We start from the raw sequence: 21,811 nt of genomic DNA on the forward strand, positions 1-21,811 counted from the left end.
GAGCCTGAGGAGGCTCATCGCGCTCCCGCGGAAAGCGAGCTATCCCCCGCAGCCCCCATACACTTAACAAAAGTCACGAAACCGATTCTCAAAAAACAGGAAGATTATATAGAAAAAAGCTGTTCCTGGTGGGGAACAGCTTTTTAGTCGTCGGCGAAGGGGTCTTCGCTGAATTTTTCGAAGAACAGGTCGGCCTCGCCTTCTTCGTCACCTTCACCCTGCTTGAGTTCAGAAAGAGGCGGAAGTTCTTCAATAGACGTCAATCCAAAATAGATTAGAAAATCTTTTGTCGTTCCATATAGAATGGGGCGCCCGATCGCATCTTTCCTGCCTTTTTCTTCGATCAAACTGCGATTGACCAATGTTTGGATGGCCCGGTCACTTTTGACTCCTCTCAAGTCATCGACTTCGATTCTTGTAATCGGTTGTTGATAGGCAATGATGGCTAGCGTTTCAAGAGCCGCTTGAGAAAGTCTTGTCGATCCTGGTGAATCCAATAGACGCTTGTAGTACGAAGCATGCTCCGGCTTCGTGGTCAAATGCAACGTCCCTTGTGAGTCCATGATAGTAAGACCCCTGTTCTTTGATTGATAGTCTTTCATCATTTCTTCCAATAAGGATTTGAACGTCTTCGCATCCAATTCCAGTAGGTTGGTCAATTTCTTTTTTGTGATTCCTTCTTCTCCGGCCGCAAAAAGCAGACCTTCCGTGATCGCTTTGTAGTCTTCTAACTCCATGGTGCATCCTCCATCTTATATACGATTAGTTCATCAAAATGTTGTTGTTGGACACACACGATATCGTTGCTCTTCATCAATTCAAGTAGAGCAATGAAGGTAACGACGATATGCGGTCGTGTTCGTTTTTCAAATAACTGATGAAAAGGAGTGCCACCTGCTTGAACATCAATCTTCCCGAGAATTTCTTCCATTCTCATTTGGATAGGGATTTCATCTCTTCGAACTTTCGCTTCCTGAGGTTTTTCCGTTTTGGCACGCTTTAATAGATTACCCATTGCTTGAATCATATCGTAAACAGAAGCTTCTCCAGGGCGTACTTCCGGCATTTCTTCTTCCCAGCCTTCCATATTTAAAGGAGGCCGGGTATAGATGCGGTTGGCATCCAGTTCTTTTTCCTTCAATTCCTCTGCCGCCTGTTTATATTTACGGTATTCGATCAAACGCCGCATCAAATCTTCACGAGGGTCATCTTCAAGCTCCCCCTCTTCAAATTCATCTTCCACGTTCTGATTAGGAAGAAGCATCTGACTTTTCATCGCCAGTAAGGTAGCAGCCATAACGAGATATTCGCTTGCGAGATCCAACTCAAGCTCCTGCATCGTATGGATATAGTTCATGTACTGATCGGTAATTTTGGAAACAGGTATATTATAAATATCGATTTCGTATCGATTGATCAGGTGTAAAAGAAGATCAAGAGGTCCTTCAAAACCTTCCACTTTCACTTGGTAGCTTTTTTTCATATCATTCTTCCTTTACGGTCCAAGGTTCTTTTTATTAATGGTATCAAAAAATATCCTGCTGGGACAGTATGTATTTCAAGGCTAAGCAAGTCTTTCGTCTTACGTCTTCCGTTGAGTTATACTATAGATATACTTACAAATGTCTGTTAAATCAACAACCAAACTTCCAAAGGTTGGATCAAAGGAATGGATGAATGATATGTATCCGAGAGCTTATATTGAATTCCTTGCACATTTCCACGGTACGAGAGATTATTTCGAGTGTCATGAAGTCCTTGAAGAATACTGGAAAGAAGTAGACCCAAGGAATCAATCTTCCATCTGGGTTTGGCTCATCCAAATTTCCGTAGCCATGTACCATGATCGCAGAGGTAACCAAAAAGGTGCCAAGACTCTGGTGCAACGGTGTTTAAGGAAGAAGCCAGTGCACGAAAAGGAACTCCCACTCCTCGGCCTCGACGGGGAACGCCTGGAAAACCAGTTGCAGGAATTCAAAGTACGTCTGGACGCAGAAGTCCCCTACCGCAGCTGGAATATGCCTATCATTGATATGAAGCTTCTAAAAGATGTCCAACTTTTATGCCAACAATGGGGCGTTGCCTACGGCTCTCCAAGTGACATGACCGATGAGTTTCTTGTGGACAAGCATAAAATGAGAAATCAATAATGAAACGAAACAAAGGAGGTGTCGTGAATCGACACCTCCTTGTTCTTTATAGCTGTGACGAGGCACTTTCTTCATCACATTTCTCAATGAATGATTCTGTAGCTACATCAGCACAAACGTCACACTCATTTTTGAAGTGATCACGGACACGGTGGATCATCTGTCTTCCAATCCCCGTGTTACGATGGGAAGGGTTGACGGATACGTGCTGAATGACAGCTTTGCCATCTTCTAAACGCACGCCGACCGCACCGAGGATATCTTCCTCTTTCCACAAAAATAGATTCCAATCCGGATTGGAATCGTATTCCTTTATAATTTCCTGAAGTGTCTTCACATCTGAAACTTCAGGCATGAAAGAAAGCAAACCCATCGCAATCTTTTCAAATGATTTTTTATATCGAATTAACATATTAACCCCTCAATTATGAAAATAACTTTCCTAGAGTTCCAGATGATCGACCTACGGATCGAATTAAGAAATTGGTTACTTTCAATCATTGTCTAATTCTTCCTGTATGTCAAGCTTACATGACGATGACGAACCAGTAGTATAAACCCCAGCCGATGCTGAACAACGATAGAAACGTAAACAGCATCCAATTTTTCATTTTCATTATACGCTTCCCCCGGTTTTTCGTGATTTGCCCCGGTACATAGAATATAGCATAGCCCATAATTATTCAAGCCTGTTCAAAAACCGGCGTTTCACAATCGACCAGAGCCGATACCCGTCAGAAGCCTTCCCTTTTACAGAAAATGGAATAAGATTCATCAGAGCAAGATAAGTATTGAAAAGGAAAGAGATACGGAGCAGACCGCCACCCTGTTCCTTAAACCATAAAAACAATACGAAAGCCGTTATAGCATTAAATAATGGACCACCTATGCTGATCCAAGCTTTTTCGGAATCCTTGAACGGAGGCTTCCGTTCATTCATCGAGTAAGCTCCCTGGAAGAAAAAAAGGTGAATGTACACCTTTATCCTGCTTCTTTTCCATTGCCCAATCACTTTTCCCCGGCCAAGGTGAAGGACACTCTGGTCTGCCCGAAAGTACAGGCCGGGGAAAAGGTGACCAAGCTCATGGATAAACAGGCTTAAAGGTGCCACCATAAAAATCAATAAGAATAGTGTAACAATCATGAAGGGCTCATTCGATGATTATTTGTCCTCGACACGAACCTTCTGCATCACATCTCCGACACGAACACGATCGACTGTGTCCACGCCTTCGACCACTTTACCGAAAACGGTATGACGGCCGTCTAGATGTGGCTGAGGAGAGTGACAGACGAAGAATTGGCTTCCTCCTGTATCTTTTCCAGCATGCGCCATGGATAGGGATCCTCGCTCATGTTTGTGAGGGTTGCCTTCAGTTTCACATTTGATCGTATAACCAGGGCCACCTGTTCCTGACCCATTCGGGCACCCACCCTGTATGACGAAGTCAGGAATGACACGGTGGAATGTCAATCCATCGTAAAATTCATCATTGGCAAGCTTCTCAAAATTCGCTACCGTGTTCGGTGCTGCTTCCTCATAAAGTTCAATCTGCATTTTTTCTCCGTTTTCAAATTCAATCGTTGCTTGTTTCATTTCTCATACCCCTCTCATTTTTCATAACTTAAATCGAGTCGTGTCATCTCTTGATAGCTCTCTCTTCTGACGACAAGCTGATGCTTTCCGTCTTCGACAAACACGACGGCCGCTTTTTGAAAGCGGTTATAATTGTTAGCCATAGCATAACCATACGCTCCCGTGCTGAAAACTGCAAGTCTATCTCCATGTTCAACCGGTGGAAGCGCCACATCCCATATTAGCATATCTCCAGATTCACAGCACTTTCCAGCTATGGAATACTCTTTTTCCGGTTCTTGATCCATTTTTTCTACAAGCGCCGCTTCATATTTCGCCTGGTAAAGGGCTGGGCGAATATTATCTGTCATCCCACCGTCGACCGATACATAAGTCCTCACATCAGGGACTTCTTTGGTAGAACCGACGGTATAGATCGTTGTACCTGCTTCCCCGACAATGGCACGTCCCGGCTCGATCCATATTTCCGGCATAGGATAATCGTACTGGGAAGAGAGGTTTTTCACCTCACGGATGAGGGCGTGGGCATATTGGTCCAGATCAAGCGGTTCGTCCTCTTTCGTATATTGAATACCGAAGCCGCCACCTAAATTCAGTACAGTCGCTTCATATCCGTAGCGGTCACGCCATTCTTTCAAAGTAGTGAAAAGTTTTCTAGTTGCCATTTCGAAACCACTTGTCTCGAAGATTTGTGAACCGATGTGGCAGTGAAGTCCGGCTAAACGGATATTGGCATTCTCTTTCACTTTCATGAATGCCTCCTCCGCCTGGCCACTGCTCAAATCGAAGCCGAACTTTGAGTCTTCCTGCCCTGTCAAAATATAATCATGGGTATGGGCTTCAATCCCCGGTGTCACGCGCAATAAGACATCCATCTTTTTCTTCTGTTCTTTGAGGATGGAATGAAGGAGTTCGATTTCATAAAAATTATCGACGACGATACATCCGATTCCATGTTCTACCGCCATCTCCAATTCGCGGATACTTTTATTGTTCCCGTGCATGTGGATCTTCTCTACTGGGAAGCCTGCTTCCAGGGCCGTATGTAGTTCTCCTTCAGAAACGACGTCCAAACTGAGTCCTTCCTGGTTCGCAACCTGGAGCATAGCGACAGAAGAAAAAGCTTTACTCGCATAGGCGACTTGAGCCGCTACCTGATTTTCTTTAAACGTCTGTACGAAGGCCCGTGCCTTTTTTCTAATTTCACCTACATCATATACATAAAGAGGGGTGCCATATTGTTCAGCAAGGTCTGCAGCAGGGACTTGCCCGATCAACAATTGCCCTTTTTCATTGACATCATGATTCATCGTAACCCACCTTTTCTACTTACGGAGAAATGATAAAAAGAAAATGCCCCTTGAAAACAAAGGACATCAAGATTTATTTTAATTTATCACATTGCTAAAGAACGGGCAATACGATTATTTTTGACGATGATTGTTCTGAGGGTGAACCACGCTCGGCCTCACTTTTAATGATGGCATGCTGAGGCGGAGGATGATTTGGACCGCCGCTTTTCCGTTAAACGGTAAAAATGGCCACAAATAAGGAGTGTTTAGCGACTTCGTATTCGCCAGTAGCAGAATATAAGCTAAAAACCCGCACATAAAACCCTTGATTCCGAATAAAGCGACCAAGATCACGAACAGGATTCGAGCCATTTTATTGGCAACAGACAACTCATAACTCGGCGTTGAGTAGGACCCAATGGCTGCTACAGCTACATAAAGGATGACCTCAGGTACAAACATCCCTACATCTATGGCTATTTGCCCTATAAGAACAGCGGCAATAAGTCCCATCGCCGTCGATAAAGGTGTCGGTGTATGGATGGCGGCAATCCTGAGCATCTCCAAGCCCAAATCAGCAATCAATATTTGATAGATGATGGGAATGCTGCTTTCTTCATTGGGACCTATAAAGGCCAGCGGTTCTGGGAGCAGATCCGGCTGCATGACGAACAACATCCATAACGGCAGAAGAAAAACAGATGCAAAAATCCCAAAGAAACGCACCCATCGTACAAAAGTCCCGACAGGAGGGGACTGACGGAATTCCTCCGCGTGCTGCACATGGTGGAAATACGTGGTCGGAGTAATGATCGTACTTGGTGAAGTGTCTGTCATGATGACCACATGACCTTCAAACAAATGGGAAGCGACGACATCCGGACGTTCTGTGTATCTAACGAGCGGAAATGGGTTTCTTCCCTGATTGACAATGTATTCTTCAAGACTTTTGTCAGCCATCGACAAGCCGTCGATATCAATTTTTTGAATTTCATCCTTTAATAACTGCACGAGACCTGGATCGGCTACGTCTTTGATGTATGTGATACAGACATCTGTTTTTGAACGATTTCCGACCTGCATGATTTCATTTCTCAAACGTTCATCTCTAATACGGCGTCGTGTAAGTGCTGTATTCTCTATGATATTCTCTGTAAATCCGTCCCTCGAACCACGGATGACCTTCTCCGTATCCGGTTCCTCTGGCGTCCTTCCCGGATAGGTCCGCACATCGACGATGAACGCCTCTGTTTCTCCATCAACGAAAATGACCATGAGACCGGAAAGCATCTGCGTGATACACTTGTCGATGTCGGTAGTCGTTTCTACTTGCTGATGAGGAATTTCATCTTTTATGGATTTGAATACAGAATCGACATGGTCTTCTGTATCATTCATTTCCATCAATTGACGCATCACTTCAACAACAATTGGAGTCTCGACTAACCCTGTGACATAATAAAAGTTCACTTCCACACCGAGCAGGGTCAATGTGCGGAAACCGGCATCAAAAGACTGGTCTACGCCGATTCGTTCATTCATCGTCTTTCGATTTTGATCGAGCTTCATGACGATGGGCGTTTCTTTTTTCTTCTCAGGCATAAACCTCCACTCCTTGCAATTCATTTATCCTTTCGGCTTGAAAATGACAGCAACGATAAATCCAAACAATATCGCGGATGCAATACCAGCAGATGTCAATTCAAAGATTCCGACGGCAACTCCGATAAACCCATGTTCATCTGCCTGTTCCATGGCTCCATGCAAAAGAGAATGCCCGAAGCTTGTGATCGGCACAGTCGCTCCTGCACCAGCAAATTCAATAAGATTATCATAAAGATCAAACGCATCCAGAACTGCCCCAGCGACAACAAAGGAAGACATTACATGGGCAGGAGTCAATTTGAATACATCCAATAAAATCTGTCCGATTACGCAGATGCCACCCCCGACGAGGAACGCCCATAAAAACGTCATGATCCCCCCTCCCCTCTCGTGAGGACGACAGCATGAGCGATTCCCGGAATCGATTCCTTCTGTTGAAGCATCATCGGACTCATGAGTGCACCTGTTGCTACAATTAACACCCGGTTGTATTTTCCACTAATCAGATCCTGTACAATTTTCCCATAGGTAACAACAGCTGAGCACGCACATCCGCTTCCTCCGGCAAACACTGGTTGATCGCTGTGATAGACCAGCAGCCCACAATCTTTGTGAACATCACTGATATCAAAACCGTCCTGTTTCATCAGGTCCTTTAATATAGGGGTCCCGACAGCAGACAAGTCGCCCGTAGCAATGACATCATAATCCCCGGGAACCCGCCCCATGTCCTGCAGATGCGTTTTAATCGTATCCCAGGCAGCAGGTGCCATTGCTGAGCCCATATCAAACGGATCTTTGACTCTGTAATCCATAACTTTTCCGATCGTTGCAGCTTCTACCTTGATCTGTGATGGGGTTTTCGAAAGAAGAGCGGCCCCGCTTCCTGTCACCGTGTACGTAGCGGTTTTTGGCTTTTGTCCTCCATATTCCGTTGGATAACGGAACTGACGCTCAGCTGTACAGTTGTGAGAACTCACGGCTACTAATGCTTGTTTAGCATATCCTGATGAGACAAGTGCAGCTCCTGTCGCAAGGGTCTCCATACTCGTCGAACATGCCCCGAACATGCCGAGGACGGGAATGCCTAAGTGTCTAGCCACATAGTTCCCTGTAACGTTTTGGTTCAACAGATCTCCCGCTAAAAATAAATCAATGTTGGACTGATCCACCCCTGCTTTTTGCAAGCACGTGTTCACCGCATCGGTCATCAATTTGCGTTCGGCAAGCTCCCAGTTGGATTCACCGCAATGTAGTTCTTCATGAATGACGTCAAACGTCTCTTTCAGTGGACCTTCTCCTTCCATCGGTCCGACAGCTGTGCCCGTGGATTGTAAGTACACAGGTTCTGTAAATGTCCATGATTGTGTTCCCGTTTTTGCCATAGCTTTTCCTCCTAAAAAATAAGCGACCACACGTATCGAATGATTCCTAGTACATAAGCGGCAACGACACCGAATACAATGACGGAGCCTGCTAATTTGAATAAGTTGGTGGCAACCCCGAGCACAAGTCCTTCGGATTTGTGCTCCAGCGCTGCTGAGGTAATCGAGTTCGCGAATCCAGTGACAGGAACCGCTGAACCAGCACCAGCAAACTGTCCGAGCTTATCGTACACACCAAAACCTGTAGCGAGAGCAGACAAAAGAATCAGAGTTGCTACCGTCGGGTTGATGGCATTTTTTTCACTATAATCGAACCAGTGGATATACATTTGAGTAAGGAGTTCACCAAACACGCATATCAATCCACCTACAATAAAAGCTTTGATACAATTCATTACATAAGGCGGTTTCGGCTGGTATGATTTTCTCGCCTTATCAAAATTCTTCTCATTCAGCGGTTGTTTATCCACACTGCTTCCTCCTCATCACAAATCGTTTACCTGACAAAAATAATCCATTGAAATAAAGAACCCGCGATTTTCCCAAGAACAAGGGCCATTAAAAGAGTGAATAGGAACCCATCCACTCCGATTCTTTTGAACAAAAGAGGAAAGACATTGAGGACTTCTGTCAGAGCAGCGGCCAGCATCCCGACAAAAATTCCATGGAACAGCCCCCAGATGACAAGTCCGATCACAGTCATTTTCACAGGTCCATCGCCAAAAGAGAGGTAAATCCCTGCGAAAACACCAAGTATCACAGCCATTTCATAACTGCGGAGTTTCGATTCCGAGTGACTCAATTGCATGAGCCTGGGAACGATGCCAAGGACTGTCAAAAAAGCGACGAAGCCGGTTCCGACGGCAATGCCTGCAGCAAGTCCAATGAGTACTTCAACGATCCACATCCTGTTTTTCCACCTTATTCTCTTTTATGGCCACGTAATGATCGAGGTCTTCCTGATAGTTGAAAATCTCAACCTCCATCGGGCTCGGCTCTTCATTGAAACGCTTCTGGAACCAGTGGTTAAAAAATAAAATCATTCCAATGCCAAGACCAATGGAGTACGGGACCTGAATCCATAACGGGTGTTCCACTTCCTCCCCGGTCAACATAAAGTGTAATTTCTGTTGAACGGCCTGCATGCTCACATCATAATGGAAGTTCATGATGGCCATCGCCGCTCCGATAAAAAGAAGGACCCATATCCCACTGATCAGTAAAGGTGATGGCTGTTTCTGGTGTTTCTCTACGTGAACCACACATTGATTCGGACCGATCAGCTCGATCTCAAGTTCCGGAAATTTCTCGATGACTTGCTCAATGATCATGAAAGAGTCGATGACGACAATGTTTTGATCCTCTTCCGTCACTTGATGCAGGACCATCTGTTCCAAAACAGGTTTATGCCGCTTCTGCCCCGTCACACGCGCCACATCCTGTAGCCGGATCTTCGCCAAGGGCGGAACATAGATCGATTGTTTTGTACGTATATAGACAGGAGTCGCCAATCCTACCGCCTCCCCTGCGTGAATTTTTCTTAGACTTATTATGTGTGAGAAAAGAAAAATCATACGAAGAGTCCTTGAGAGTGAATGCTAATGATCGTATTGGCTTTTTGAAAAATAAAAAAAGCTGTACCCTTTTAGGTACAGCTCTCAGCTTGTATCGTTCATTGTTTCCTTCATGTCGGCGAGAATCTTCTTTTCCAACCGTGATACTTGAACTTGGGAAATGCCTAAACGCTCGGCCACTTCCGTTTGCGTTTGATCCTTGTAATAACGCAGGTAAATGATCAGCCGCTCCCTTTTGTCCAGTTTGCTCATGACATCCTGGAGGGTCAGGTGATCGAACCAGTTGCTTTCTTCTTCGGCAATCTGGTCGACGAGGGTGATCGGATCTCCTTCATTTTCATATACCGTTTCGTAGATGGACTGAGGCGTTCGTCCAACTTCCTCCGCCTGGACGATTTCTTCCCTCGTCAGCCCGAGCGCATCGGCCAGCTCATTAACTGTCGGCGAGCGTCCATATTCCTTTAACAGCTCTTCTTTCTTGGCCCGGACCTTATGATTCAGTTCTTTTAGACTGCGGCTTACTTTGACACTGCCATCATCACGAATGAAACGCTGGATCTCACCAATGATCATAGGGACGGCATACGTAGAAAAGCGTACATCATAACTCAAATCAAATTTATCGATCGATTTAAGCAGGCCGATACAGCCGATTTGATACAGATCATCCTGATCGTATCCACGTCTGAGATATCGCTGGACGACCGACCATACGAGACGGGTATTCTTTTCTACTAAAAAGTCCCTCGCCTCTTGATCGCCCGCCTGACTCTTTTTGATCAGTTCTTTGACATCTTTGTCGGACAGACGTTCTTTTGTCGTATCGCTCATAGGCGCCGCCTCAATTGCACAAAGCGCGGGTTGACGTTAACTGCTTCGTCATTCGGATCGTCGTTCCGACCCCGGGCTCTGAAGTAATGTCTACGCGATCCATGAAATTTTCCATGATGGTAAAACCCATTCCCGAGCGTTCCCATTCCGGTTTCGACGTGTAGAGCGGTTCTTTGGCAATCTCGATATTCTCAATCCCCTGACCGCGATCCTGGATGATCAGTTCGATTTCACCGTCATCAATGGCACAAGTAAGCATGACTTTCTCATCGCTTTTCTCTTCATAGCCATGAATGATGGCATTTGTAACGGCTTCAGAGACGACGGTCTTAATATCCGTCAACTCCTCCATCGTTGGATTGATTTGGCTTACAAAAGCAGCAACAGATACACGGGCCAGCGATTCATTTTCACTCACACTCGTAAATTCCAGCGTCATTTCATTTCGCATGATGCCACCCCCAACATCTCAAGCGCGGATGCCTCATCATCCACGAGCTTCATGATTTTGAACATTCCCGACATATCAAACAATCTCCGAACCTCAGGCGAAATCGAACAAAGCACCATTTCATTCCCTTTTGCTTGTACCTCTTTATAACGACCGAGCATCACACCAAGGCCTGAACTATCCATGAAGGACAATTTTTGTAAATTGACAATCACATGTTCGACACCGTTGTTCGCGAGCTCCTTCTGCCAAGCTTCCCGAAGCGTTGTAGCTTCATGGTGATCCAGCTCCCCATTTAATCGGACGAGCAAAACATTCTCTCTGACAGCAAAATTAACTTGAAGACTCAAGTGAATTACCTCCTCTGACTTTATAAGAGTCACTATGTCTTTTCGTACTTTTCGCTGTCATTTCCTGCTCAAAAACATAACTAGTGAGAAAATGCTAAAACCTCTGAAAGCTCGTCAAATTCTTCCAAGACCGCTGCCATAGAGCAGGGAATCCCGCTTTCTCCACGGTTTCAGATGTTTCCAAACGGACTTTAGCGACTTCCTGATCTCCATTCTTCACGATCACCCATCCCATATGCGCGCCTTTTTCCAATGGAAGGTCTGACTTTTCCGCTACTTTCAGTTCTGTCTCATATTTGCTCTTTTTGTCATTTTTCTTCTTCAAAACAACGACATCTTTTTCTGGAGAAAGGTTCAACTCCAGAGGCTTCCCTCTTGTGATTTTCATTGTTTTCATCGTGTCGTCCTTCGAATAAAGTTTGACCCCTTCATATTGACTGAACCCGTAATCCAGTAAACTCGTCACATCTGAATTCCTCATTTTCGGATTTTCTGCACCCATGACTACGGCAATCATATGCATATCATCACGCTTGGCTGAAGCGGTAAGGCAATATTTTGCTTCGTTCGTATAACCCGTTTTCAATCCGTCCATTCCGGGATAGTTTTTGATCAGCTTGTTTGTGTTGACTAGCCAAAATTCATTTTCCTGTCCCTTACGTAAATAATCGTCGTAAATCTTCGTATAGTTCGTCACTTCATCATGAAGCAATAATTCTCTTGCCATTACAGCCATGTCATGAGCCGTACTATAATGATCTTCAGCCGGAAGACCGGTCGGGTTTTGGAATTGTGTATTTTTCAAACCCAAGTCTTTCGCCTTTTGGTTCATCTGAGCGACAAACTCTTTTTCACTCCCAGCGATTCGTTCAGCCATAGCGACACTCGCATCATTGCCCGAAGCTACCGCAATCCCTTTCAGTAAATCTTCGACCGTCATCTCTTCACCGGCCTCAAGGAAGATTTGAGAACCTCCCATGGACGCCGCATGTTCACTGATGCGGACCGTTTCATCTAGTTTAATGCCGCCTTTATCGAGTTCTTCCATGATTAACAACAGCGTCATGACCTTCGTCATACTCGCAGGGGGCAGCTTTTTATTTGAATCCTTATCATAAAGCGTCATCCCGCTGTTCTTTTCCATCAATATCGCGGACTTCGCCGAATTGACGATCTCTGTTGACTCCCTTTCTTCTGCAAAAGTCATGTTTACCGGAAAAAGTGAGACAACTAAACAAAGAGCGAGACACACACCCATCATTTTTTTCATAACCAAAACCTCCCATTGCTTTAAGTGACCCTAGCATTCCCTTACCATCATCTTCTATACATAATGCACCACTAGGTATTCAACAATATGGCAGGTTTGTGTAAGACTCGTTTTCGAGACTTCGCGGGAATTTAGGGGCTCCGGGAAAAGGTTCGCTCCGCCCCTTTACCACACGAGGTTCTCGAAATCGCTCTAGCATTAACCTGGCGAGTTCTAATGAAGAGCTGCTCACCCACTCCATTTTAAAGTCGTTTTAACCAAAGTTCCTGCGAGAATAAAGCGAAGAAGCAGGGTCTGGGAAACGTCCGCATGAAAAGGGAATGGAGACACGAACGAGTGTGTTTTTCTACTGACTGATCCAAAACACTGCAAATCGTCGTTCCCCTGCCCCCGTATCCATGGCCAGAAAGTGTCATTCATTATTTAACTAGACAAGGCTTTCTTTTTCCTCGCAGCCCCCACCCACTCAAACAAATGTCTCAATACTGAGTCATATACAAGCGGTAGCGTTATTGGAAAAAAACAGGACAGGAGAGCAACAAAAAAACACGACCTAAATAGTCGTGTTTTAGATGTGGCGTTTGTTTTCTTCTTGTTTGAGCCAGTGGCGGATGCCTTTACCTGCGTGGGGTTCGTCTTGGAAACGGGGGATGATGTGCATGTGAGCGTGGAAAATATGCTGCCCGCCGGTTTCGTAACAATTGTAACCAATGTTGTAGCCGTCTGGTTGAAGCGTGTCATCCAGCCATTCTTTGACCTGTTGGATCATCTCTTGGGTATCCATCCACTCTTCTTTCGAAAGGTCGAACACCGTTGTTTTATGTGATTTGGGGACAATCAACCCTGATCCTTTTAAAATACGCTGGTCTTTTTGAACGAAGTAGCAGGAATTGTTCTCAAATATGATTTTCTGCTGTTCATCCGCTTCTGGTGAGCATAATATGCATTGATCCATGTGGTTCCCCTCCCTATGTAATGGGTATGAAACTTTCAATGAAGTAAAAGCCATCATAGAGGAAACAACAAGAAAGATCGTTCCTCTGATGACGTGATCGTCTCTTAAATAGTGAATTCCCGTGAAAAAATATAAAAAGAGCCAACACAAGTGCTACGAGATCAAAGCTTACATTTAATGATAAAAACCAATTGGAAAAAGCAAGGATAAGAGCGGCTATCGCAACAAGCATCTCCAAAAACCGATTCATGTTTCCCCCCTTCTATAAGAATAATATCATGAACCGCCCGGCATATGAATGTCCATTCCCCCCTTGGCATCCTCTTACTCCTCTCATTATAAAACCCATGCCTGGTTAGACAAAAAAGCGAACCAGCCCACTACTGTAGACGGTTCGCTTCTTTTCTCAATGAAAATTCTTATTTTATGATGTTATGGATCAGTGTCGGTTTTTCGACTTTTTCACCAGAAATCGTGTAGGCTTCCTTCACTTTCTGGATAGAATCATCCGGCTGCTCATCATCACTGATCAAGACGACAAGCGCTTCGCCGGCTTTGACTGGATCGCCGATTTTCTTCTTAAGGCTGATTCCGACGCCGTGATTGATTTCATCTTCTTTCGTTGCACGGCCGGCTCCGAGATACATAGCAGCTATACCGATCGATTCTGCATCAATAGCAGATACGTAGCCATCCTGATCTGCCGTGACTTCGATTTCATGAGCCGCTCTAGGTAGACGATCAAGATCATCAATCATAGAAACGTCTCCACCTTGGGCTTCAATCAATGTGCGCAGGGACTGGAAGGCTTTCCCGTTCTCGATATTGGCTTCGATTGCTTTGTAAGCTTCTTCGTAAGTAGAGAATTTCTCAGCAAGCACAGCCATATGGGAAGCGATTTCAAGGGAAAGCAAACGCAAGTCTTCTACATTCTTCCCTTGTAGAATTTCTGCTGCTTCTTTGATTTCGTTCGCATTTCCTACTTCATACCCTAGAGGCTGATTCATATCACTAATGACAGCTACCGTGTTACGTCCGAGGTTATTTCCGATATTCACCATCTCACGAGCAAGGGCTTCAGAGTCTTTAAGCGTTTTCATAAAGGCTCCAGAACCTGTTTTCACATCTAGCACGATGCTGTCTGCTCCTGATGCGATTTTTTTACTCATGATGGAACCAGCGATCAATGGCAAGGAGTTTACGGTACCTGTCACGTCTCTCAGTGCATAAAGCTTTTTGTCTGCAGGGGCAAGGTTTCCGGTTTGACCTGCAACCGCAAGCTTGTGGGTATTCACATTCTCGATGAATTTTTCTTTCGTCATTTCGATTTCAAGGCCTTTGATGGACTCTAATTTATCAAGCGTTCCACCTGTATGTCCAAGTCCACGCCCGGACATTTTTGCAACGGGGATGCCGACAGAAGCGACTAATGGTCCTACGATGAATGTTACTTTATCACCTACACCACCTGTAGAGTGCTTATCCACTTTTTTACCTTCAATCGCAGAAAGGTCAATGGTTTCTCCAGAGTCTACCATCGCTTGCGTCAATGTGGCTGTTTCTTCGGCGGTCATGCCTTGGAAGTAAATCGCCATTGTGAAGGCTGAAGCTTGATAATCAGGGATTTCACCTTTGGTATAACCTTCAACGAAGAATTCAATCTCTTCTTTTGTCAATTCCCCGCCATCACGTTTTTTTACAATAATGTCGTACATTCTCATCTCGATCACCCTTTACTTAAAATTTAAGTGAGAAAGCGTCTCTTAGGGACGCTTTCTTTTTTTATGCTGGTAATGTTTTTAAAAGCTCTTTTACGAATCCTAGGAAATCCTCACGCACTTGAGCCGTCGTTTCGATGACTTCATCATGGGTAAGCGGCTGATCTAAGATTCCGGCAGCCATATTGGAAATACAAGAGATCCCTAGCACCCGAATGCCTGCGTGGTTCGCCACCATCACTTCTGGCACCGTGGACATTCCGACAGCATCTCCGCCGAGTGTACGCAGCATACGTACTTCTGCACCTGTCTCATAAGCAGGTCCTGTGTTTCCTACATAAACCCCTTCCTGTACCTGAAGGTTCAAACGCTCCGCTGACTGCTTCGCGTGATCGATCAAGGCACGATCATACGCTTCAGACATATCTGGGAAACGAGGGCCAAGATCTTCATCATTCGGTCCGATCAGCGGGCTGTCTCCCATATTGTTGATATGGTCGGTAATGATCATCAAGTTGCCCGGTTTGAACGTTTCATTGATGCCGCCCGCAGCGTTGGTCACGAAGAGTGTTTCCACACCAAGTGCTTTCATGACACGGACAGGGAAAGTCACCTGTTTCATATCGTAACCTTCATAATAGTGGAAACGCCCCTGCATCGCGATCACTTGTCGCCCTTCTAATTCACCAACAACCAGCTGCCCTTTATGTCCGGAAACCGTGGATTCAGGAAAGTGCGGGATTTCTGTATAGGGAATGGTGGTCGGATTTTGAATTTCCTCGGCAAGTACACCCAGGCCTGATCCTAGAATCAGTCCGACACTTGGTTCATGAGTCAATTTCCCTTGGATAAATTGAGCTGCTTCTTTTACTTGTGTTTGGTTCATATTGTTTCTCCTCCCTTATTGAATATCTTTCAAAAAGCTCTTGCCATGTTCAGGCATTTGGATTGAGAAGTTTTCAGAAACGGTGGCGCCAATATCCGCAAACGTTTGGCGCTGGTCGAGTTCTTGCCCTTCTTTGATGCCGTTGTGATAGACAATCAATGGAACAAGTTCACGTGTGTGGTCTGTGCCATGATGTACAGGATCATTGCCGTGGTCTGCCGTGATGATCAATAAATCATCATCGTTCATTTTTTCCAGCACTTCAGGCAGGCGCGCATCATATTCCTGCAGCGCTTCCCCGTACCCTTGAGGATCACGACGGTGGCCATATTTGGCATCGAAATCGACAAGATTCAAAAAGCTCATACCGGTGAAATCTTTATCCAGTGTCTTCACCAGCTGATCCATCCCATCCATATTGTCTTTCGTTCGGATCGCTTCTGTTACACCTTCTCCGTCATAAATATCGGAGATTTTACCGATAGCGACAACATCGAGTCCTTCATCTGCCATCTCATTCATGACTGTGCGTCCGAATGGCTTCAAGGCATAGTCATGACGATTGGATGTACGTTCAAAGGCTCCTGGTTCCCCGATGAACGGGCGGGCGATGACGCGTCCGACCATGTATTTCTCATCTTTCGTGATTTCACGGCAGAACTCACAAATTTCATAAAGCTCTTCCGGTGGAATGACATCTTCATGGGCAGCAATCTGCAAGACAGAATCGGCAGACGTGTAAATGATCAAATCTCCCGTTTCCATATGATGCTCCCCTAATTCCTTAAGGATCTCCGTCCCTGAGGCCGGTTTATTTCCAACAATGCCACGACCGGTCTTTTCTTTGATCTGATCGAGCAGCTCATCTGGAAAGCCGTCCGGGAATGTACGGAAAGGCTGGTCGATATAAAGACCCATGATTTCCCAGTGGCCCGTCATCGTATCTTTACCGTTCGAGGCTTCCACCATCGTTGTGTAATGCGCTTTCGGCTTATCTGCCTTGTCTATTCCCTGGATCTGTCTGATATTGCTGAGGCCGAGCGATCCCATATGCGGCATGTCCAACCCGTTCATATGTTCTGCGATATGCCCCAGGGTGTGAGCTCCTTTATCATCGAATTTTTCTGCGTCCGGAGCTTCTCCTATCCCTACAGAGTCCATAACTACTAAAAATACACGTTTGAATGAATTCATCAAAGATCCCTCCTAATGTTTAATTTCCCAAATTCGTGAAAAACTACCCCACATTCTTAAGATGTAGGATGTCAGACAACTAAAAATGCAAAAGAGTTTATGCCCGTGGATGATACGAGCGATAAACGTCTTTTAACCTTGTCTTGGAGACATGAGTATAGATTTGTGTTGTTGAGATGTCTGCGTGGCCAAGCATTTCCTGAACGGCCCTAAGGTCGGCGCCATTTTCCAGAAGGTGTGTAGCAAAGGAATGGCGCAGCGTATGGGGGGTCAATTCTTTATTGACGCCCATATCCCTAGCAACCGCTTTCAATATCTTCCAAAACCCTTGTCGGGATAAGGCGTTCCCGTGATGATTGACAAACAGTTCTTCTGTCTGTTTATGCTTCACGAGTGCATCGCGACCGACTTGCAAATAATTTTCAACTGCATCTTTGGCCATGTCACCGAGAGGAATAATCCTCTCTTTCGATCCCTTTCCAAGACAACGGACAAACCCCATCGTCAAATGCAGATCCGTCACTTTAAGAGAAACAAGCTCCGTGACCCTCAGTCCAGTGGCATACAGCATTTCAAACATCGCTTTATTCCTCGCTGAAAGCGGGTCTTTCGCGTGGATGTTCAAGAGCTTGTCCACATCGTCTGATGAGAGCACTTTCGGAAGCTTCCTTTCTTTCTTCGGTGTCTCTATATGTAAGCTCGGATCCTGTTCTGTCACCTTTTCCCGGATCAGGAACTGGTGAAAAAGACGAATGGATGACAACAACCGTGCGATGGTTGCTGACGAGCGCCCCTCGTCGTTGAGGTGATGCAAATACTTCATAATATGGGAGCGGGTCATTTCATCCCAGCTTTTCACTCCTAATTCCTGCTGTAAAAAGCGATCGTACTGTGTCAGGTCCCGCTTGTAAGATTGAATCGTGTTAGGTGATAAACCGCGCTCTACGGTCAAATAATGAAAAAAATCTTCCAGCGCATGCTGCATCGTCCATCTACTCTCCTAACCGAAAAAATATCGACAGCCGATCCGTCCATGGCTGGTCCACAGGTTGATAGACTTTGACTGCTGTACCTCCTGGTGGATCGTATCGATGTTGGCGCTCATATTCTTCATGCACCATTCGTAAAGCCATATAGAAAACGCAAGTACAAACAGTGAATACAATCAGGACTTTAACCAAATCTCTGAAACTGCTCTTTAAACGGGTCATGATACTCCCCTCACTTCCGTACCTTTTTGTAAAGGATATGCCTAAATTCCTTACAAATATACGTAGAATGATGAGAGAATCACAGAATGGATCCGCTTATGAACAGTATAAGTCCCATCTAGCTTTTAACCTACACGATTTTCACTCATTTGTAAATAAAAATACAAGAGTCAGAGATTTTAGAAAACGGATACACGAAAGTTCATTCACTGCCCTCGACCTTATGTAGGAAGACAAAATAAAAGCCACTATGTCCTTCATAGCGGCGGTCTTTTTTATTCTTCATTTGATTTGGCAGATGATGTCGTCACGGCCTGCTTCTGGCACACACGGCATATGCCATGGAACGTCAAGCGGTGATCTTTCACTTCAAAACCCCACTGAGTTTCAACGATTTTTTCTACATCCCCTAAAAGATCTTCATCGATTTCTTCCACAGATCCACACTCAATGCATACAAGATGATGGTGAAAGTGTTCGGCACCTTCTTTTCTCAAGTCATATCGGGAGACGCCATCTCCAAAATTGATTTTATCGACAACTTTTAGTTCTGATAGTAATTCCAATGTTCGATAGACGGTTGCTAGACCAATTTCTGGTGCTTTCTCTTTTACGAGGAGGTAAACATCTTCCGCACTTAAGTGGTCTTCTTCATTTTCCAAAAGTACCCGTACTGTGGCTTCACGCTGCGGGGTCAGCTTATAACTCTGTGAATGCAGCTGTTTTTTTATCTTATCTATACGATGTTCCATATCGTTCGTCCCTCCCTCGTAATACCAACTTCATTATAATCAGAGACAGAACGAGTGTCAAATTATAATTATTTTAATCTGTTAACGATAATCATTATTATCTAATACACTTTACTTGTAAATCCATTTCAATACATATTCCAAAAAAGTGTTGCTGAGAAAAACTTCCACAACGGAAGAAACCATCAAAATGGCAATCAACGCTCCGAACAGAGCACTATACCTTACAAAGCCCTTCATGATCGGCTGATGAACGCGACGAATGAAAAGCTGTTTGCATAGAGTCAGTGAAAAAATCAAAGCAAGAGATCCTGCTATCAAATATACAGGAATAATAATGACATTTTGAGGAGCGATCGAAACCGATGAAATCAACAATCCGTACCAACCCATCTGATTCACTAGAAAACCGACGGAAAACCCGAGCACCAATCCTTTGAGGAAAAGTAATACCGTAATGATCGGCATCCCGATGACAGAGATCCCTAACAAAAATAAGAGAAGCATATATTTAAGATGGTAAAGAACACTATCTTTCCACAACGTCGCCTTTCCTGTTCCACCGATCATCGTCTGCTGCTCGAAAAATTGCTTCAGATAGAAGAAGAGATCCTGCTTCTGGACAAAGTTCATACTGTTTACGATCACTGCTCCGAAAATCATCCCCATAATAAATAGAACGAAAATGAAAACAAAAATATTCATATGGGTTTGAACGTCGTTTTTAACCATTCGCATCCCCTGCTGCATCTTTTATCCACCTTTCTCTTCACCGGTCTATGACCAATCTATGAGAGAGATGGAAAAAGTAGACCAAATCCAGCTCAGTTTCTATTGAATTCTTCCATAATGTCCGCCTCCACCCGCTTGTATGGTGAGTGTGCCTTTTCTCATCGCGATGATCCGTTCAACTACTTGCTCAGGGATGACTGCTCTCAATTCTTCACGTGAAACCTCATGGATGACAGCCATCTCCGTACTAAAAGCTTCCATCAACTTCTCGTAAGTACGTGTTCCTACTCCCGGGAGAGATGATAGAGGCACTTGATAGATATACGGTGGCCTTTCTTTCTTTTGCGTACTAGATTTCAGCTCCTGCACACGGTCTTTCACGCCTTTGACGATTTTTTCCGATCCACAGGCTTCGCAGTGAGAAGCAGAAAGCTTAGCCGGCGACAGACATTTGGCACAAACGGTCTGATGGTATTTCCCCATGGCAGGGCTCATCCCATAATTGGTTAGAACTTTCCTTCCCTGCTGGTTATGGAGTGCCATCTGCAATTCCTCAAAATTCAACGCCTTCAATGCCATTTGCTGATACTCCCGGGCGAGCTTCCCTAAGGAATGAGCATCAGAGTTGGTCACATAGGTGTACGGTTCGAGCTCGCCAATGAGGTCAGCCATCCCTGTATCTGCGCTCAAGCCGAGTTCTACGGCATCAATCTTGTCAGGATCAAGCACTTCCCTTAATGTTTCTTTCACCCCTTTTCCATAAAGGCTTTTAAAAGGAGTGAAAACATGAGCAGGAATGAAAATCCCCTCATGTTCTTTCACATACTGCTGGAGCTCGCGGGCGGTGCCATAAAAACGCTGAGAGCTTAAATTCACATTTTTCATCTTTTGAGAAAGCCAGGTGGTGAATGCTCTCATCCGATTCACCGTCGGAAAAAAACAGAGCACATGGATGGGACCAGAACAAGCCGCATCATACACTTCAATTTCAGAACCTAAAAGGAGGACCGTATCTTCATAACGGATGCCCCCTTCCTTTAATTCATGCGCTTGACCACGATCAATCAAATCTATCATTTCTTCCTGCACGGCAGGAGCTTGAGCATCAATGACACCAACCATGTCCAAACCTTTTCGATTCGTCGCTTCTTCTAAAATATTCGAGAGTGTCAGCGATTTGGATCCGGTAATTTTGACAGGCTTTCCGTTCCAATCTCTCCCGATGTGAATATGTAAATCGACGAAAAACGTATCGATCATCTTGCATTTCTCAACTTCATGTAAAGAATGGCATAGGCCGTTTTCGCATCATGGATCCGCTCTTCTTTTTCCAAAGCTTCTGCTTCCTCCACGGTCAGTTGGATTTGTTCGACGAACTCATCCTCATCCCCGTCCGGCTGCTCCTCCATCGGTTTAATCTGGTCGGTGAAGTATAAATGTACGATCTCATCAGCGAACCCAGGAGAGGTGTAGAAAGAAGTAATGAATTCAAGGTCATCGGACGTGTACCCTGTTTCTTCTTCCAGTTCCCTGAGCGCACATGTTTTCGGGTCTTCGCCTGGCTCAAGCTTGCCGGCAGGGATTTCGATGATGCTTTTCTCCATCGGTTTCCTGTACTGTTCGACACAGACGAGCTTTCCTTCTTCCGTGACTGCGATGACGGCGACAGCTCCAGGGTGACGGATAAGCTCCCGTTTAGATGTATTCCCATCGGGTAAAGTAACACTGTCGATATCCAATTGAACAATTTTCCCTTTATAGATCGTTTCCGTTTGATATGTTTTTTCTTCAAATTTTTTCAAAACATTCATCCTCTCTTGTTCCTATCGTTATTTTATCACAGGAGTGGCATGGAACC

27 protein-coding genes are annotated in these 21,811 nt (G+C 44.9%); 1 reads left to right on the plus strand and 26 read right to left on the minus strand.

Annotated elements, in window-relative coordinates:
* Positions 1-143 precede the first annotated feature (143 nt).
* On the minus strand, positions 144-737 hold the full coding sequence (scpB, locus tag HFA01_RS15205; protein WP_146817790.1) for an SMC-Scp complex subunit ScpB: 594 nt from the start codon (positions 735-737) through the stop codon (positions 144-146).
* Positions 728-1,483, minus strand: a complete 756-nt coding sequence (locus tag HFA01_RS15210) for a segregation/condensation protein A (RefSeq protein ID WP_146817794.1) — start codon at positions 1,481-1,483, stop codon at positions 728-730. Before HFA01_RS15210 ends, scpB begins: the two co-directional genes overlap by 10 nt.
* A 199-nt stretch (positions 1,484-1,682) precedes the next feature.
* Between HFA01_RS15210 and HFA01_RS15215 the strand changes: the two genes are divergently transcribed.
* Positions 1,683-2,150 (plus strand): DUF309 domain-containing protein, encoded by a 468-nt coding sequence (locus HFA01_RS15215; protein ID WP_146817796.1) that lies wholly within the window; start codon positions 1,683-1,685, stop codon positions 2,148-2,150.
* Between the two features lie 46 nt (positions 2,151-2,196).
* Here the strand turns inward: HFA01_RS15215 and HFA01_RS15220 are convergent, their stop codons facing one another.
* From HFA01_RS15220 to HFA01_RS15335, 24 genes are all read right to left on the minus strand, one after another.
* Entirely contained in the window at positions 2,197-2,562 is a 366-nt protein-coding gene (locus HFA01_RS15220) for a GNAT family N-acetyltransferase (protein WP_146817799.1), read from the minus strand.
* A 267-nt stretch (positions 2,563-2,829) separates the two neighbouring features.
* On the minus strand, positions 2,830-3,294 hold the full coding sequence (locus HFA01_RS19110; RefSeq protein ID WP_146817802.1) for a site-2 protease family protein: 465 nt from the start codon (positions 3,292-3,294) through the stop codon (positions 2,830-2,832).
* Between the two features lie 18 nt (positions 3,295-3,312).
* Positions 3,313-3,747, minus strand: coding sequence for a peptidylprolyl isomerase (locus HFA01_RS15230; RefSeq protein WP_146817804.1), 435 nt, complete (start codon positions 3,745-3,747; stop codon positions 3,313-3,315).
* Positions 3,748-3,761: 14 nt separating this feature from the next.
* Positions 3,762-5,057, minus strand: a complete 1,296-nt coding sequence (lysA, locus tag HFA01_RS15235) for a diaminopimelate decarboxylase (protein WP_146817807.1) — start codon at positions 5,055-5,057, stop codon at positions 3,762-3,764.
* A gap of 114 nt (positions 5,058-5,171) precedes the next feature.
* Positions 5,172-6,641, minus strand: coding sequence for a spore germination protein (locus HFA01_RS15240; protein ID WP_146817809.1), 1,470 nt, complete (start codon positions 6,639-6,641; stop codon positions 5,172-5,174).
* 24 nt (positions 6,642-6,665) lie between these two features.
* Entirely contained in the window at positions 6,666-7,016 is a 351-nt protein-coding gene (gene spoVAE, locus HFA01_RS15245) for a stage V sporulation protein AE (protein ID WP_146817811.1), read from the minus strand.
* On the minus strand, positions 7,013-8,029 hold the full coding sequence (gene spoVAD / locus HFA01_RS15250) for a stage V sporulation protein AD (protein WP_146817813.1): 1,017 nt from the start codon (positions 8,027-8,029) through the stop codon (positions 7,013-7,015). The genes spoVAE and spoVAD overlap by 4 nt, the downstream gene beginning before the upstream one ends.
* Positions 8,030-8,040: 11 nt before the next feature.
* Positions 8,041-8,484, minus strand: a complete 444-nt coding sequence (gene spoVAC / locus HFA01_RS15255; protein WP_242517721.1) for a stage V sporulation protein AC — start codon at positions 8,482-8,484, stop codon at positions 8,041-8,043.
* Positions 8,485-8,525: 41 nt separating this feature from the next.
* A complete protein-coding gene (locus tag HFA01_RS15260) occupies positions 8,526-8,936 on the minus strand; it encodes a stage V sporulation protein AB (RefSeq protein ID WP_146817819.1) in 411 nt (136 codons plus the stop codon).
* Positions 8,923-9,540, minus strand: coding sequence for a stage V sporulation protein AA (locus HFA01_RS15265; RefSeq protein WP_246139346.1), 618 nt, complete (start codon positions 9,538-9,540; stop codon positions 8,923-8,925). The genes HFA01_RS15260 and HFA01_RS15265 overlap by 14 nt, the downstream gene beginning before the upstream one ends.
* A gap of 147 nt (positions 9,541-9,687) precedes the next feature.
* Positions 9,688-10,434: an RNA polymerase sporulation sigma factor SigF gene (gene sigF, locus HFA01_RS15270; RefSeq protein WP_146817825.1), complete on the minus strand. Its 747-nt coding sequence runs from the start codon at positions 10,432-10,434 to the stop codon at positions 9,688-9,690.
* A gap of 10 nt (positions 10,435-10,444) precedes the next feature.
* Positions 10,445-10,885, minus strand: coding sequence for an anti-sigma F factor (gene spoIIAB / locus HFA01_RS15275; protein ID WP_146817827.1), 441 nt, complete (start codon positions 10,883-10,885; stop codon positions 10,445-10,447).
* Positions 10,870-11,235: an anti-sigma F factor antagonist gene (spoIIAA, locus tag HFA01_RS15280; protein WP_089654062.1), complete on the minus strand. Its 366-nt coding sequence runs from the start codon at positions 11,233-11,235 to the stop codon at positions 10,870-10,872. Before spoIIAA ends, spoIIAB begins: the two co-directional genes overlap by 16 nt.
* Positions 11,236-11,329: 94 nt before the next feature.
* On the minus strand, positions 11,330-12,505 hold the full coding sequence (locus HFA01_RS15285; RefSeq protein WP_146817830.1) for a D-alanyl-D-alanine carboxypeptidase family protein: 1,176 nt from the start codon (positions 12,503-12,505) through the stop codon (positions 11,330-11,332).
* A gap of 568 nt (positions 12,506-13,073) precedes the next feature.
* A complete protein-coding gene (locus HFA01_RS15290) occupies positions 13,074-13,460 on the minus strand; it encodes an HIT family protein (protein WP_146817833.1) in 387 nt (128 codons plus the stop codon).
* 419 nt (positions 13,461-13,879) lie between these two features.
* Positions 13,880-15,181: a pyrimidine-nucleoside phosphorylase gene (locus HFA01_RS15295; protein ID WP_146817836.1), complete on the minus strand. Its 1,302-nt coding sequence runs from the start codon at positions 15,179-15,181 to the stop codon at positions 13,880-13,882.
* Positions 15,182-15,242: 61 nt separating this feature from the next.
* A complete protein-coding gene (locus HFA01_RS15300; protein ID WP_146817839.1) occupies positions 15,243-16,064 on the minus strand; it encodes a purine-nucleoside phosphorylase in 822 nt (273 codons plus the stop codon).
* 15 nt (positions 16,065-16,079) lie between these two features.
* Positions 16,080-17,258 (minus strand): phosphopentomutase, encoded by a 1,179-nt coding sequence (gene deoB / locus HFA01_RS15305; protein ID WP_146817841.1) that lies wholly within the window; start codon positions 17,256-17,258, stop codon positions 16,080-16,082.
* 97 nt (positions 17,259-17,355) lie between these two features.
* A complete protein-coding gene (xerD, locus tag HFA01_RS15310; protein WP_146817844.1) occupies positions 17,356-18,243 on the minus strand; it encodes a site-specific tyrosine recombinase XerD in 888 nt (295 codons plus the stop codon).
* Between the two features lie 7 nt (positions 18,244-18,250).
* A complete protein-coding gene (locus tag HFA01_RS15315) occupies positions 18,251-18,469 on the minus strand; it encodes a DUF4227 family protein (RefSeq protein WP_146817846.1) in 219 nt (72 codons plus the stop codon).
* Positions 18,470-18,744: 275 nt separating this feature from the next.
* Positions 18,745-19,221: a ferric iron uptake transcriptional regulator gene (gene fur, locus HFA01_RS15320; protein ID WP_146817849.1), complete on the minus strand. Its 477-nt coding sequence runs from the start codon at positions 19,219-19,221 to the stop codon at positions 18,745-18,747.
* 111 nt (positions 19,222-19,332) lie between these two features.
* Entirely contained in the window at positions 19,333-19,971 is a 639-nt protein-coding gene (gene spoIIM, locus HFA01_RS15325) for a stage II sporulation protein M (protein WP_146817851.1), read from the minus strand.
* Between the two features lie 81 nt (positions 19,972-20,052).
* Entirely contained in the window at positions 20,053-21,213 is a 1,161-nt protein-coding gene (locus HFA01_RS15330) for an endonuclease Q family protein (protein WP_146817854.1), read from the minus strand.
* Positions 21,210-21,755, minus strand: coding sequence for an NUDIX hydrolase (locus tag HFA01_RS15335; protein ID WP_146817856.1), 546 nt, complete (start codon positions 21,753-21,755; stop codon positions 21,210-21,212). The genes HFA01_RS15330 and HFA01_RS15335 overlap by 4 nt, the downstream gene beginning before the upstream one ends.
* Positions 21,756-21,811: the final 56 nt, after the last annotated feature.

Origin of the sequence: Halobacillus faecis (genome assembly GCF_007991335.1) — a bacterium.
GTDB lineage: Bacteria > Bacillota > Bacilli > Bacillales > Halobacillaceae > Halobacillus > Halobacillus faecis.